This is a genomic window from Denitratisoma sp. (genome assembly GCA_032027165.1).
In the GTDB taxonomy this organism is placed as follows: Bacteria; Pseudomonadota; Gammaproteobacteria; order Burkholderiales; family Rhodocyclaceae; genus Desulfobacillus.
Genome location: JAVSMO010000001.1, coordinates 655645 through 669605 on the forward strand (window position 1 = coordinate 655645; position 13961 = coordinate 669605).

Below are 13961 nucleotides of genomic sequence, written 5' to 3' on the forward strand. Positions count from 1 at the left end.
TCAATGCTTCATAGTTCATGAGAAATGTAAATTATGCATAAAAATACATTTCTCACTCACCCAAGGAGGCGAGCTATGAATGCACCCGTTCCCTACGATCACGAGATCGAACTCAGCAACGTCCTAGAACGCTGCAACGCCGCGGCCCGCGAAACCGCCATCCCCAGCCAGGACGAACTGCCCGAGGGCTTCAGCGGCACCCTCGGCCACTTCCCGGTGTATTTCCCCGAAGAGATCGCCCACGCCGCCGGCCTGCTGCCGGTGAACATTCTCGGCGGCGGCAACAAGCTGGAGATGAAGCATGCCGATGCGCGCATGGGTTCCTTCGTCTGCTCGATCTGCCGCTCGACCACCGAGCTGGGCCTCAACGGCACCCTGCAGGGCATGACGGGCTTCGTCACCCATCCGATCTGCGACGCCGCCAAGCACCTCGCCGGCATCTGGTCGCGCAACCTGCCGGACCAGCTGGCGCAGATCCTCTACCTGCCGCAGAACGTGAACACGCCGGGCGCGGCGCGCTACATCGCCGCCGAGTACCAGCGCCTGCGCGCCGACCTCGAGAAGAAGACCGGCCGCGCCATCGACGACGAGGCGCTGCGCAACAGCATCCGCAGCTACAACGCCAACCGCCGCCTGCTGCGCGAGCTCTACCGCATCCGCCGCGACGAGCCGTGGAAGGTGAGCTGCACCGAGTCCTACCTGCTGCTGCGCGCCCGCACGCGCATGCCCTGCGAGGAGCACAACGCGCTGCTGGCGCGGGCGCTGGACGCCATCCGCCACCGCAGCCTGCCGGCGCAGGACAAGCCGCGCGTGGTCTTCGTCGGCGGCTTCTGCGAGCAGCCGCCCCTGGAGATGCTGGAGGCCATCGACGAGACCTGCTACGTGGTGGACGACGACATCCTCGTCGGCCTGCGCTGGCTCACCGCGGACGTGCCGGAGACGGGCGACCCGATCTGGGCGCTGGCCGAGAGCTACGTCGAGCGCTCCGACGCCAGCCCGGTGCAGCACGACGCGCGCAAGATGAAGGAAGACTACCTGATGGACATGCTGCGCAAATCGAAGGCCGACGCCGCCATCCTCACCGCGGCGAAGTTCTGCGAGCCCGGCCTCGACGAGCAGCTGGCCTGGTCCAAGCACCTCGACGCCGAGAACATCCCCTACCTGGTGCTCGAGTTCGAGGAGAAGATGACCTCGTTCGAGCAGATGTCCATGCAGGTGGAGACCTTCGCCGAATCCCTGCTGTTCGCACTCGCATAAGAAAAGGAGAGAGACATGAGCACCGCAACCCTGCAGCATCCCGCCCCGGCGGCCGCCGACGACTTCGATCCCCGCGCCGAGGGTCAGCGCCTGATCAAGGAATGGTACGCCCAGCTGGAGACGGCCAACGCGCGCAACGCCGCCGTCGCCAACGTCTTCGTCATGGGCAACGCCGTCGAGATCCTGCGCGCCTTCGACTTCGAGCTGGTCTTCCCCGAGATCAACTCGCTGCAGACCGGCGTGCGCAAGGCGTCCGAGGAATACATCCGCCTGTCCGAGGACTACGGCATGTCGCCCGACGTCTGCTCCTACGTCAAGGCCGACGTCGGCCTCATCCTCAAGGAGAACGAGCACCCGGCCGGCCGCATCCCGAAGGCCAGCCTGGCCGTCGCCTCGAACATGTGCGGCACCTTCATCAAGTGGGCCGAGATCTGGGAACGCTGGCTGAAGACGCCGACCTTCGTGCTCGACCTGCCCGGCCAGCGCGCCGCCGGCTGGCAGGTGCGCCCGGGCGACGCCCAGCACGCCGCCGACGCGCGCTGGGTCGAGGCGCAGTTCCAGGAACTGATCGCCCAGTGCGAGCGCATCACCGGCAAGCGCTTCGACATGGACAAGCTGGCCGAGGTGGAAGCCCGCGTGAACAAGATGGTCGACCACTGGAACAACGTCATGGCGCTCAACCGCCAGTGCCCGGCGCCCTTCAACGCCATGCTGGACGGCCTCACCTACATCGGCATCATGAACGTGCATCGCGGCACCGAGGAGGGCGTGGAGTTCATGCGCCGGCTCGAAGAGCACCTCAAGGCCAAGGTCGGCCGCGGCGAGGGCCGCGTGGCCGAGGAGCGCTTCCGCCTGCTCTTCTCCGGCACGCCGTGCTACGTCTCGATGCGCCGGCTGGTCGAGCTGTTCGAGACCTGGGGCGGCGTCTTCGCCTATTCCGACTACCTCACCTTCGCCGCCGGCGGCATGGACGCCACCGAGCTGCGCTACGACACCTCGCGCCCGCTCGAGAGCCTGGCCGAGGTGACGGCGCTGGCGGCGCAGCGCGGCCTGTCCAACCAGTTCTTCGCCCACGAGCGCCTGGCCCAGCAGATCAAGGACTACGAAGTGGACGGCGTCGTCTTCCACGGCATCAAGAGCTGCCGCTTCGTCTCGTCCGGCATGGCCGACACGCGCGAGTTCATCAACAAGCGTCTCGACGTGCCGACCCTCTACATCGAATCCGACCTGATCGATCCGCGCTACTGGTCGGACGCGCAGATCAAGAACCGCGTCGACGCCTTCTTCGAAGCGCTGCACCAGCGCGGCGGCGGCGCGCCCCTGGCCCGCAAGACCGTGGCGACGGCCTGAAAGGAGAACACACATGAAATACGTTGCAGGAGTGGACGTCGGATCGACGCAGACCAAGGCGATCATCGTCGACGAGAACAAGGCCATCGTCGGGCGCGCGCTGCTCGACATGGAGACCAGCATGGTGACGGTGGCGCAGGACGCCTTCCGCGCCGCGCTCGACAACGCCGGCATCGCCGAGGGCGACGTCGTCTGGGTGGCCGGCACAGGCTACGGCCGCTACAAGGTGACCTTCGGCCGCGAGCAGGTGACGGAGATCAGCTGCCACGCGCGCGGCGCGGTCTCGCTGTTCCCGATGACGCGCACGGTGATCGACATCGGCGGCCAGGACACCAAGGCGATCCGCGTCGGCGCCGACGGCAAGGTCGAGGACTTCACCATGAACGACAAGTGCGCCGCCGGCACCGGGCGCTTCCTCGGCGCCGCCTCCTACGCCCTCGAGATGCCCCTCGCCGAGCTGGGCCCGCTGGCGATGAAATCGACCAACCCGGTGCGCATCACGACGACCTGCACGGTGTTCGCCGAGTCGGAGATCATCAGCCACCTCGCCAAGGGCATTCCTTCCGAGGACGTGCTGATGGGCGTGCACCAGGCCATCGCCAGCCGCTGCGTGTCGCTGGCGCGGCGCGTCGGCATCGAGCCGGAAGTGACCTTCACCGGCGGCGTCAGCCGCAACGTGGCGATGGTCAGGCTGATCGAGGAGTTGATCGGCATGCGCATCAACGTCAGCCAGGACGCGCATTTCTGCGGCGCGCTGGGCGCCGCGCTGTTTTCCCACGACCGCATGTTCGGCGCAGCGGCGCAGCCCGCCCTCGCCATGGCAGAGGAGGCTTGATCATGTACGTTGCAGGCATCGACATCGGATCCACCTATTCCAAGGCCATCCTGATCGACGGCGAGCGCAAGGTCGTCGGCCAGGCGGTGCGCCGCACCGGCTTCAAGCTCAACCAGGCCTCCGAGGGCGTCTTCGAGGAACTGCTGAAGAATGCCGGCGTCGCCCGCGAGGACGTCACCTACGTCGCGGCGACCGGCTACGGCCGCCACACGGTGGCCTTTCGCCACACCCAGGTGACCGAGCTCACCGCCCACGCCCATGCGGCGGCGCATCTCTTCCCCGACACGCGCACCCTCCTCGACATCGGCGGCCAGGACATCAAGGCCGTCCGCGTGGACGGCGACGGCCGCGTGCGCGCCTTCCGCCTCAACGACAAGTGCGCCGCCGGCACCGGCGCCTTCCTCGAGAAGACGGCGCGCTACCTCGGCCTCACCACCGCCGACATCGGCCCCTACGCGCTGCGCGCGACCAAGCCCGTGGAAGTCAGCAGCGTCTGCGCGGTGTTCGCCGAATCCGAGGTCATCAACCACCTCGCCAACGGCGTGCCGGCGGAAGACATCATGATGGGCGCCATGGTGGCGCTGGGCGGTCGCGCCGTGCAGCTGATGCGCCGCGTCGGCCTCGAAGCCGGCTACATGCTGACCGGCGGCATGACGCACAACGCGGCGATGATCAAGGCGCTCGAGGACAACCTGAAGGGCAAGTTCAACATCGCGCCGAACGGGCTCGGCCAGTTGAACGGCGCCATGGGCGCGGCGCTGCTCGGCTTGCGCCGCGCCGAGAAGCTGCTCGCCGAAGGCAAGCCGATCCCGCCGACGGCGGCCAACCTCGGTGCCGTCGACGCACCGACCCGCAAGCGCTGGTCGGCCATCGCCGTGAAGAAGGCGGCGGAGCCCTGCGCGCCCGGCGGCGATTGCCCGGTAGTGGCCAAGGTGACGCTGCATCCGGCCGGCGCCGCCGCGTGAAAGGAAACCCGCCATGACCTACGTCGTCACCGAAGCCTGCATCCAGTGCAAGCACACCGACTGCGTCGACGTCTGCCCCGTCGACGCCTTCCGCGAGGGGCCGAATTTCCTGGTCATCGACCCGAACGAGTGCATCGACTGCACGCTGTGCGTGCCGGAATGCCCGGTCGACGCCATCTACGCGGAGGAGGAGGTGCCCGACGGCATGCAGGAGTACATCGCCCTCAACGCCGAGCTGGCCGCCCTGTGGCCGGCCATCGTCGAGAAGAAGGACGCCCTGCCGGAGGCGGAGCGCTGGGGACGCGTCAAGGAAAAGCGCGACGAACTGCGCCGCGAGTAGGGGCGTGCCGTAAAAGATGTAGATAATATATTGCTTATCGTCCGCAACGGCGCTATATTGAAGATGTAAACGATATACATCATTAACCGCCAGCGAAGGGAGCACGGAGATGGGCGTCATCGTCGAAGCGGGCCTGCGCCGCCCCCCGGCAGCACTGCCGCCGCCCGGCGGCGCGAAATGGACGGCGGAGCGCGTGCTGTCGATCCGCCGCTGGACGCCGACGCTGCTCTCCATCCGCCTGACGCGCCATAAAGGCTTCCGCTTCACGCCGGGGCACTACGCCCGGCTGGGGCTGGAGGGCGAGGGCGGAGCGGTGTGGCGGCCCTTCTCCGTCGTCTCGGCGGCCTACGACGAGCATCTCGAGTTCCTCGCCGTGCTGGTGCCGGGCGGCGCCTTTTCCGCGCGCCTGGAAAGGCTCGCCGCGGGCGATACCGTGCTCGTCGAGAAGGCCAGCTACGGCTTCCTCACCCTCGATCAGCTGGCGCCGGGCCGGGAACTGTGGCTGCTGGCCAGCGGCAGCGGCCTCGGCCCCTTCGTCTCCATCCTGCGCGAGCCGCAGGTCTGGCAGGACTTCGAGCGCCTGATCGTGGTGCACAGCGTGCGGCGCGAGGCCGAGCTGGCCTACCGTGACGGCATCCTGGCGCTGCCCGGCGAAGAATTGTTCGCCGGCGCCCGGGCGAAGCTGCGCCACATTCCCGTCGTCACGCGCGAGCCCGGCACGGCCGCGTTTTCGGCGCGCATTCCGCAACTCCTTGGCGACGGCCGCCTCGAGGCGGCGGCCGGCGTGCCGCTGACGCGCGAGGACGCGCGCGTTATGGTCTGCGGCAACCCCGAGATGGCGCGCGAACTGCGCGGCCAGCTCTCCGCGCGCGGCCTGCAGACCGGCCGCCGCGGCGTCGCCGGCCAGATGGCCTTCGAGAATTACTGGTAGGCCTCACAGGCTGTAACATAGGCGGGGTTGGCGCCGGCGCGGCCGGCCGCTTGCCTTGAGGAGAGGCCATGGAACGCTTCACCATCTCGCTCGACGAGAAGCTGGCCAAGGAATTCGACCGGTTGATCCGCGAGCGCGGCTACAGCAACCGCTCGGAGGCGGTGCGCGACATCCTGCGCGAGAAGCTGGAGGCGAGCCGCCTCGCCCGCGAGGAGGCGCCCGACTGCATCGCCGCGCTCTCCTACGTCTACAACCACCACGAACGCGACCTCGCCGAGCGGCTCACCGCGCAGAGCCACGACCACCACGACCTCACCGTGTCGACCATGCATGCCCACCTCGACCACGACAACTGCCTCGAGACGGTGATCCTGCGCGGGCCGACTGCGGCGGTGCGCGCCTTCGCCGATTCCGTGACGGCCGAGCGCGGCGTGCGCCACGGCGCGCTCAACCTGATTCCCGCCGACGTCAACGCCGGCCGCAAGCACCATCACGGCCACCACCACGGGCCGGACCACCCCTACCACGTGCACAGCCGGCCGAAGAGCTGACCATGCCGAAGCGGCCCGATCCCAAGCCGGCGCAGGAAACGCAGGTCTACCTGCCGACCCTGCCGGCGCACGTGCTCGACCGCCCGCCTGAGGGCGTCGGCGAGGACGTCTGGATCGACGTCATCCGCAAGATGGACGAGGTGTACTCCGACCTCCTGCAGTACGAGGTGGCGCTGGAGGAGAAGAACGCCAAGCTCGAGGAGACGCAGAAGTTCATCTTCAGCGTGCTTACCTCGATGTCCGACGTGCTGGTGGTGTGCGACCGCCACGGCGTCATCCAGGAGGTGAACCAGGCGCTCGCCGACCTGGTGGGAAAAAGCGAGGCCGAGCTGCGCGGCACGCCGCTGATCGACCTCTTCGCCGACGACGCCTCGCGCGAGCAGGCGCGCCGCTTCCTGCGCGACCTGCACAGCGAGCGCATCCAGGACTGCGAGCTGCACTTCAAGTGCCGCTACGCGCCGGAAATGCCGGTGGCGGTGAACTGCACGCCGCGCCTGTCGCCGGTCGGCAAGTTCGTCGGCATGGTGATGACCGGCCGCCCGGTGGGCGACCTGCGCCGCGCCTACGACCAGCTGCGCCAGGCGCACGAGGACCTCAAGCTCGCCCAGCAGCAGCTCATCCATTCCGAGAAGATGGCCTCGCTCGGCCGCCTGGTCGCCGGCGTCGCGCACGAACTGAACAACCCGATCAGTTTCGTCCTCGGCAACGTCTATGCCCTGCAGCGCTACGGCAGTCGCATGCAGGAATACCTCGCCGCCATCCACGCCGGCCGGCCGGCGGCAGAGGTGGCCGAGCTGCGCAAGAGCCTGCGCATCGACCGCCTGATGGAGGACATGAAGCCGCTCATCGACGGCACCATCGAGGGCGCCGAGCGCACGCGCGACATCGTCGCCGGCCTGAAGCGCTTCTCGGCGCAGGACCGCGGCGAGGAGGAAACCTTCAACCTGGCCGAGGTGCTGGAGCGCTCGGTGCACTGGGTGGCGAAGGCCTCGGGATCGAAAATCAAGGTCAGCCTCGACGTGCCGAAGGAGATTCCCGTCTCGGGATCATCCGGCCAGATGCAGCAGGTGCTGGTGAACCTGGTGCAGAACGCGATCGACAGTACGGAGCACCAGCCCGATGCCCGGCTGGATATCCGCGCCGAGCCGCGCGCCCGCAGCGTGGTGCTCACCTTCCGCGACAACGGGCCGGGTTTCAGGGATGACAGCCTCGGCCACGTCTTCGATCCCTTCTTCACCACCAAGCCGGTCGGCAAGGGCACCGGGCTGGGCCTGTCGATCAGCTACGGCATCGTCGAGCGGCACCGCGGCCAGTTGAAGGCCTCCAACCATCCGGAAGGCGGCGCCGTGCTGACACTGACTTTGCCGCTGGCCGGTTAGGCGCTTTCCCATAAAGCTTCATACCGGCAGCGTCCTTTGCGACAGTTTTCGGCCGGCCCGTAAAACATCTTGCGAAACAAGGCGATATTCAAACGACGGGCTGGCACGAATCCTGTTAGGAAAAACTATAATTTCTTCATACGAACCGGCAGACTGAAGTCATGGAATCCCTACCGAACGACTGGCTGGCGCTGATGTTCCTGGTATTCATGCTGGGCGTGAAGCATGGCCTGGATGCCGATCACCTCGCCACCATCGACGGCCTGACCCGCTTCAACGCCCGCCGCAACACGCGCCTGGCGCGCTACTGCGGCTTCCTGTTCTCGCTCGGCCACGGTGCCATCGTCGTCGCCATCGCGCTGGTCGTCGGCACCTTGGCGCACAGCTGGGCCGTGCCGGAGTGGATGGAAGACCTCGGCGCCTGGATTTCCATCACCTTCCTCGCGCTGCTCGGCAGCCTGAATCTGGTCGCCGTGCTCTCCGCGCAGCCGGACCAGGTGGTGCAGCCGGTGGGATTGAAGGGGCGTTTCCTCGGCCGTCTGCAGCGCACCGGCAACCCGCTGCTCATCGCCGCCGTCGGCGCGCTGTTCGCGCTGTCCTTCGACACCATGAGCCAGGCGACGCTGTTCGCCCTGACCGGCACGCAGTTCGGCGGCGTGTCGCACGCACTGACTTTGGGGCTGATCTTCATGCTCGGCATGATGCTGATGGACGGCGTGAACGGACTCTGGATCGCGCGCCTGATCCGCCGCGCCGACCGCCTCGCCTGCATCGCCTCGCGCGTCATGGGGCTGGCGGTGGGCGGGCTGTCGCTGCTGGTCGCCGGGTTCGGCTTCGCCCGCTACGCTTCGCCGGAAGTCGGCGCCTGGTCAGACGGCAAGGAACTCGCCTTCGGCCTCGCCTTTGTTGCCGTGATCGCCTTGAGCTTCCTGCTCGCCCTGAAGCTCGCCCGCAGCGAACCTGTGCGTGCGCAGTCGTAGCCCGTTCCGCTTACCTGCGTACAACCTCGAGCTGATGCCGGGGCGCATCTTTGCACCGACTGCAAGACATTGAAAATAATTGTTGATAAACGCAGTCAACCTTTGATTTTGATCAAGGCTGCACCACGCTCCTCCCTATAACTTTGCCCTCGTAATTCTGGTCTTCAGAAACCTCGGGAAAGTCCGTTATCCCACTTCTGAATGCGACCGTCTCTTCAGCAGTCGGCTGCCTTGTTCTCGTGGGCGACTGCTCTTCCGGGCCGAGAAGTTGCCCAAAATATCGGGATCGTTCGCCTGTGGCGGACAGGCCTGCTTGCCGGATCCGGCATTGAAAACGACGGAGACTGCGATGGCGGTTGCGCACGGCTGCGCCGATCGAAACGTGTGGCGCGCGAAACTCGCGTGGGGAGCGAGCCCATGCCAGAGATGACATTGCCGCGCCGGCTGCTTCGCCCTACCATCAGCAAAAAGTTCGCCATTTTCTTCGGGCTGATCCTGCTGGTGGTGGCGGCGAACGGCCTGGTCGTCCGCACCCTGCTGAAGGAGCGGGAGGGCATCGCCGCCACGATCAACCTGGCCGGCAGCCTGCGCTACCTGAGCCAGGCCGCCCAGGCCGAATTGCTGCGGCTCGCCGTCGGCCTGACGGCGGATCGCCAGGCCCTCGACGGCTATTTCCGGCGTTTCGAGCACGTGCTGGACACGCTCGGTCGCGGCGGCAGCGTCGACGGCTTCGAGATCGACCGGCTGCCGGCCGGGATCATGCCGCTGGCCGAGTCGGTGCATGCTGCGTGGGCCGACTACCGGACGGATGCCGCCGCCATCCTGCGAAAGCGGGAACTCGGAGAAGGTGCCGCGCGGGAGTTCGAGCATCTCTACGCCGATGCGGCGGCCATACTGGCGATGACCAACGACATCGTCGGCAAGCTGGTCGCGCACGTCGACCTGTCCGAGGCGCGGGCGGTCCGGAGCCTCGTCATCCTGGCGCTGTTCGATTTCCTGCTCATAGCGGCCGGCTTCATCGTCATCCGCAAGCGGCTGGTGGCGCCCTTGCGGCAGCTGGCCGAGGCGAGCCTGCGCTTCGCTGCCGGCCACTACGATGCGCGCACGCGGTTCAGGTCGCACGACGAGATCGGCCAGCTGGCCGAGGCCTTCGACCAGATGGCCGAGAAAACGGAACGGCACATCCGGCAGAGCGCCCGCGACCTCGAGGAGATCCGCAACGCCGAGAAGGCCCTGCTCAAGCTGTCGCAGGCGGTGGAGCACAGCCCGGCCACCGTGGTCATCACCGACCGCGACGGCACGATCGAGTACGTCAATCCGAAGTTCACCGAAATCACCGGCTATTCCCGGCGCGAGGCGGTGGGCCGGAATCCGAGGATACTCAAGTCCGGCACGACGCCACCCGAGGTTTACGAAGACATGTGGTCGACCCTGTTGCGCGGCCTGGAATGGCGCGGCGAACTGGAGAACCGCAAGAAGAACGGCGAGCTCTTCTGGGAGGCGACGCGGATTTCGCCGCTGAGGAGCGAGGAAGGGGCGATTACGCATTTCATCGTGGTGAAGGAGGACATCACCGAGCGCAAGCGGGCCGAGGAGGAGATCCTCCGCCTCAACGCCAGCCTCGAGCGCCGCGTGCAGGAGCGCACCCGCGATCTCGAGTCGTTCAGCTATTCGGTGTCCCACGACCTGCGGGCGCCGGTGCGCAGCATCAACGGCTTCGCCAGGCTGCTGAAGGAGCGCTGCGACGGCTGTCATGACGCCCAGGCGCGGGACAGCCTCGATCGCATCATCAAGTCGAGCCTGCGCATGGGCGACCTCATAGACGACCTGCTGCGCCTGTCGCAGATCGGGCGCAGCGAGATTTCATTCGAACGGGTGGACCTGAGCGGGCTGGCGGGCGAGGTGCTGGGCGAGCTCGCGGATCATGCGCCGGAGCGCAAGCTGGACGCCCGGATCGAGGAGGGCGTCGTCGTGCGCGGCGATCCGCAGCTGCTGCGCATCGTTCTGGAGAACCTGCTCGGCAATGCCTGGAAGTTCACCGCCCGGCGGGAAACGGCGCAGATCGGCTTCGGCTGGCGCGAGGAGTCCGGCCGGCGCGTCATCCATGTCCGCGACAACGGCGCCGGCTTCGATCCGCGCTACGCCAACCGCCTGTTCGGCGCCTTCCAGCGCCTGCACCGCGCCGAGGATTTCGAGGGGACCGGCATCGGCCTAGCCATCGTGGCCCGCATCATAGGGCTCCACGACGGCCGCATCTGGGCGGACGCCGAGCCGGAGCGGGGCGCGACCTTCCGTTTCACGCTGGCCGGGCAGGAGCCGCCCTCCGCCTGAGTCCGCGGGAGGATGCGCCCCGGCACGGAAGGCCTCATAATTCCGGGCAGTCCCATTGCCCGCGTTCCGCGCGTTTCGCGCGGGATGAACAGATGAAATGAATGCATCGCCCGGCGCGGGCCGCATCCCGCTCCATACGCCGCTCCTGCGCGGCGAGCGGCGGCCGCGCGTCGCGCTGGTCGGCCGCCAGCAGTCCGGCAAGAGCACCATCTTCCAGGCCGCCTCCAGCGCGGCGCCGAGCCACGCCCGGCTGGCCGGCGAGTCGGCCTACGAGGAATGCCTGGTCGGCATCGGCCTCGAGGAAATCTCGCTGGTCGACCTGCCGCCGATCGAGACCCTGCACCGCCTGCGCGAGGCCGACCGGCAGGTGCTGATGGTCCTCCTGTGGGGCGACCGCTGGCCGGTGATCGCCCGCCATGAGCCGCAGCAGCCGACGGCAGCCTTCCGTGCGCCGGACGTGCTGGTGCAGGTGGTCGATGCGGCTTCCCTGGAACGCGACCTCGAACTCAGCCTGGAGCTGTCGCTGCTCGGCCGGCCGCTGGTGATCGCGCTCAATCGCATGGACGAGGCGCGCGACAAGGGCATCTATGTCAACGCCAAGGCATTGTCGGAGCGGCTCGGCGTGCCGGTGGTGGCGACGGTGGCGCACATGGGCATGGGGCTGACCGAGCTGTTCGCAGCAGCGCTGGCGGCGGCGCGCGAGAAAGTCTGCCCGCTGGCCCAGCATTGCAGCGAACACATCCGCGAAAGCCTGAAGCCGCTCAACGCCATCCTGGCGCGACCGGAGATCGACGAAGCCTTCCGCGTGCCGCGCCCGCTGCTGCTGATGCAGCTGGCGGAGAACGACGACTGGTTCCTGCGCGAGCTGGCCGAGCATTTCCCCGATGTGGTGCCGGAGGTGACGGCGGCGCGCGCGGCCGCCCAGCAGACGCTGCCGCGCCCGCTCTCCGACGAGTTGCATGCCGACCGGCACCATCGCGCGGCGCTGCTGTACGAGGCGGTGACGCGGCTGGGCGCACCGGAGGACAGCGAGCGCTGGAAGCGCTGGCTCGACGAGCTGTTCCTGCATCCGCGCTGGGGCCTGGTCGGCAGCCTGGCGGTGTTCGCGCTGGTGCTGTTCATGGTGTTCGAGGTGAGCGCCGTGCTGGACGGACTGACTTCCGCGCGGCTGGCCGAATGGGTCGGGCAGTGGCAGCCCGACAGCACGACCGGCGTCGTCGGCCGCGCAGTCGCCGACGCGCTGGTCGGGATGGTCGGCATCGTCGTGCCCTACATGCTGCCGCTGGTGCTGCTGCTGGTGGCGCTGGAGGAGTCGGGCATCATGCACCGCGTCGCCTTCGTGGTGGATCGCGGCTTCCATTCGATCGGCCTGCACGGCGGCGTGGCGGTTCCCTTCCTCATCGGGCTCGGCTGCAACGTGCCGGCCATCTCGGCGGTGGCCGCGACGGCGCGCGGCCGCGAGCGCATCGTCGCCTCGCTGCTGATCACCTTCGTGCCCTGCTCGGCGCGCTCGGCCATCGTGCTGGCGCTGGGCGGAAAATACCTGGGCGGCCTCGGCGTGTTCGCCGTCTTCGCCCTGGCCATGCTGACGGTGGCGGTGCTCGGCAAGCTGCTCGGCCGGCGCTATCCGGAGGACGTGCGCGGCATGGTGCTGGAAATTCCGCCCTACAGACTGCCGGCATGGCGGGCGCTGCTCGCCAACACCTGGGCGCGCACCAGCGACATCCTCACCATCGTCACGCCGCTCCTCGTTGCCGGCAGCGTGGTGCTGGCGCTGCTGGCGCATTTCGGCGCCGACGACGCCATCAATGCGGCGCTGACGCCGGTGACGGCGTGGTGGCTGGGCTTGCCGGCGGCGCTCGGCGTGCCGATCCTGTTCGGCATCCTGCGGAAGGAGCTGTCGCTGCTGATGGTGTACCAGGCCCTCGGCACGCTGGAGATATCGCCGCTTCTGGATTGGGTGCAGATCCTGACCTTCCTGGTGTTCCTGACCTTCTACATCCCCTGCGTGTCGACCTTCGCCGTGATGCTGAAGACGCTCGGCCGGCGCGAGGCCTTCTTCTCGGTGGCGCTGTCGGTGGGCGTGGCCCTGGGGCTGGCGGGCGCCACGCGTGCGGGCGCCGAATTGCTGCGGCTCATTTTCTAGCCGGCATCGCCCCGTCGAGGAATTCGAACATGCGCCTCGCGGAATCGGCGGTGACGTCGGCGTCGTAGCGATAGGTGACGCGGTTGCCGCGCGCATCGGTCTTCGAGAAATTGTGCAGGTTGGCGCAGTCCCAGCAGTGGGTGGTGGCCGGATAGACATGCCACTCGACGGGCGCGCCCTGCGCCTTGAGCGGTTCCAGCCGCGAGAGGCAGTCGGCCGGCGGCGTCTCGCTGTCGTCCGCCCCCATCAGCACCAGCAGCGGCCGGTCGATGTCCGGACGGACGATTTCGAAGGCGGGCGCCGTCTTCGGCCGGATGGTGAAGCAGCCCGGATAGAAGGACACCACGGCGGCGAAACGCTCCCCGGGCGCGAGCGCCTCGCCCCACAGCCTGCTGCTCGCCAGCACGCCGACCATGGCGCCCCAGGAATAGCCGGCCTGGGCGATGCGGCGCTTGTCGACGAAATCGAACCTGCGCAGGTGCTCGGCGGCCTGCAGGGAATCCTTCACGCCGGTGGCGAAGGTGACGTTGTTCTGCGGACCGTAGCACAGCGTTTGCGCGCCGCGCGGGCCGAGGGTGTCGATGAGCAGGGCGACGTAGCCGCGGGCGACGGCCTCCTTCGCCCAGTCCAGCATCGAGCGGTTCTGCCAGCGTTCGTTGCGCAGGCCGCCGCACTGGTGATGCAGCACCAGTGCCGGGAAGGGGCCGGGGCCCTCCGGCCTGTACAGCGCCATCTGCGGCGTGCTGAAAAAGCCGAAAGTCGAGGCCTCGGTCGGGAAGACGAGGTCCGGCGTCAGCGCGGCGCTTGTCCTGAGCGACGCCGGATCCGGGAAATCGGCGCGGGCCTGCAGCGCCGGCAGCAGGGTGAGGATCGATACGTAAAGAAATTTGGACATG

At 67.9% G+C, this 13961-nt stretch carries 12 protein-coding genes; 11 read left to right on the forward strand and 1 reads right to left on the reverse strand.

What is annotated here, in order from left to right:
- The first annotated feature begins 75 nt into the window (after positions 1 to 75).
- The 11 genes from ROZ00_03155 (at position 76) to ROZ00_03205 (ending at position 13065) form a co-directional block, all read left to right on the forward strand.
- Positions 76 to 1257, forward strand: coding sequence for a 2-hydroxyacyl-CoA dehydratase (locus ROZ00_03155; GenBank protein ID MDT3735205.1), 1182 nt, complete (start codon positions 76 to 78; stop codon positions 1255 to 1257).
- A gap of 15 nt (positions 1258 to 1272) precedes the next feature.
- The gene (locus ROZ00_03160) at positions 1273 to 2607 is read left to right on the forward strand and encodes a 2-hydroxyacyl-CoA dehydratase family protein (GenBank protein MDT3735206.1); all 1335 of its coding nucleotides are present in this window, start codon (positions 1273 to 1275) and stop codon (positions 2605 to 2607) included.
- A 13-nt stretch (positions 2608 to 2620) separates the two neighbouring features.
- Complete coding sequence (locus ROZ00_03165) at positions 2621 to 3442, forward strand: acyl-CoA dehydratase activase (GenBank protein ID MDT3735207.1); 822 nt, start codon at positions 2621 to 2623, stop codon at positions 3440 to 3442.
- A gap of 2 nt (positions 3443 to 3444) precedes the next feature.
- On the forward strand, positions 3445 to 4407 hold the full coding sequence (locus ROZ00_03170; protein MDT3735208.1) for an acyl-CoA dehydratase activase: 963 nt from the start codon (positions 3445 to 3447) through the stop codon (positions 4405 to 4407).
- Between the two features lie 13 nt (positions 4408 to 4420).
- A complete protein-coding gene (locus ROZ00_03175) occupies positions 4421 to 4747 on the forward strand; it encodes a ferredoxin family protein (protein ID MDT3735209.1) in 327 nt (108 codons plus the stop codon).
- A 109-nt stretch (positions 4748 to 4856) separates the two neighbouring features.
- A complete protein-coding gene (locus ROZ00_03180; GenBank protein ID MDT3735210.1) occupies positions 4857 to 5678 on the forward strand; it encodes a ferredoxin--NADP reductase in 822 nt (273 codons plus the stop codon).
- A gap of 68 nt (positions 5679 to 5746) precedes the next feature.
- A complete protein-coding gene (gene nikR, locus ROZ00_03185; protein ID MDT3735211.1) occupies positions 5747 to 6229 on the forward strand; it encodes a nickel-responsive transcriptional regulator NikR in 483 nt (160 codons plus the stop codon).
- Between the two features lie 2 nt (positions 6230 to 6231).
- Positions 6232 to 7608, forward strand: a complete 1377-nt coding sequence (locus tag ROZ00_03190; GenBank protein ID MDT3735212.1) for an ATP-binding protein — start codon at positions 6232 to 6234, stop codon at positions 7606 to 7608.
- Positions 7609 to 7769: 161 nt separating this feature from the next.
- A complete protein-coding gene (locus tag ROZ00_03195) occupies positions 7770 to 8588 on the forward strand; it encodes a nickel transporter (GenBank protein ID MDT3735213.1) in 819 nt (272 codons plus the stop codon).
- 417 nt (positions 8589 to 9005) lie between these two features.
- A complete protein-coding gene (locus ROZ00_03200; GenBank protein ID MDT3735214.1) occupies positions 9006 to 10919 on the forward strand; it encodes a PAS domain S-box protein in 1914 nt (637 codons plus the stop codon).
- A 97-nt stretch (positions 10920 to 11016) separates the two neighbouring features.
- Positions 11017 to 13065: a ferrous iron transporter B gene (locus ROZ00_03205; protein MDT3735215.1), complete on the forward strand. Its 2049-nt coding sequence runs from the start codon at positions 11017 to 11019 to the stop codon at positions 13063 to 13065.
- Here the strand turns inward: ROZ00_03205 and ROZ00_03210 are convergent.
- On the reverse strand, positions 13055 to 13960 hold the full coding sequence (locus tag ROZ00_03210; protein ID MDT3735216.1) for a dienelactone hydrolase family protein: 906 nt from the start codon (positions 13958 to 13960) through the stop codon (positions 13055 to 13057). The two genes, ROZ00_03205 and ROZ00_03210, sit on opposite strands and share 11 nt — an antisense overlap.
- Position 13961: the final 1 nt, after the last annotated feature.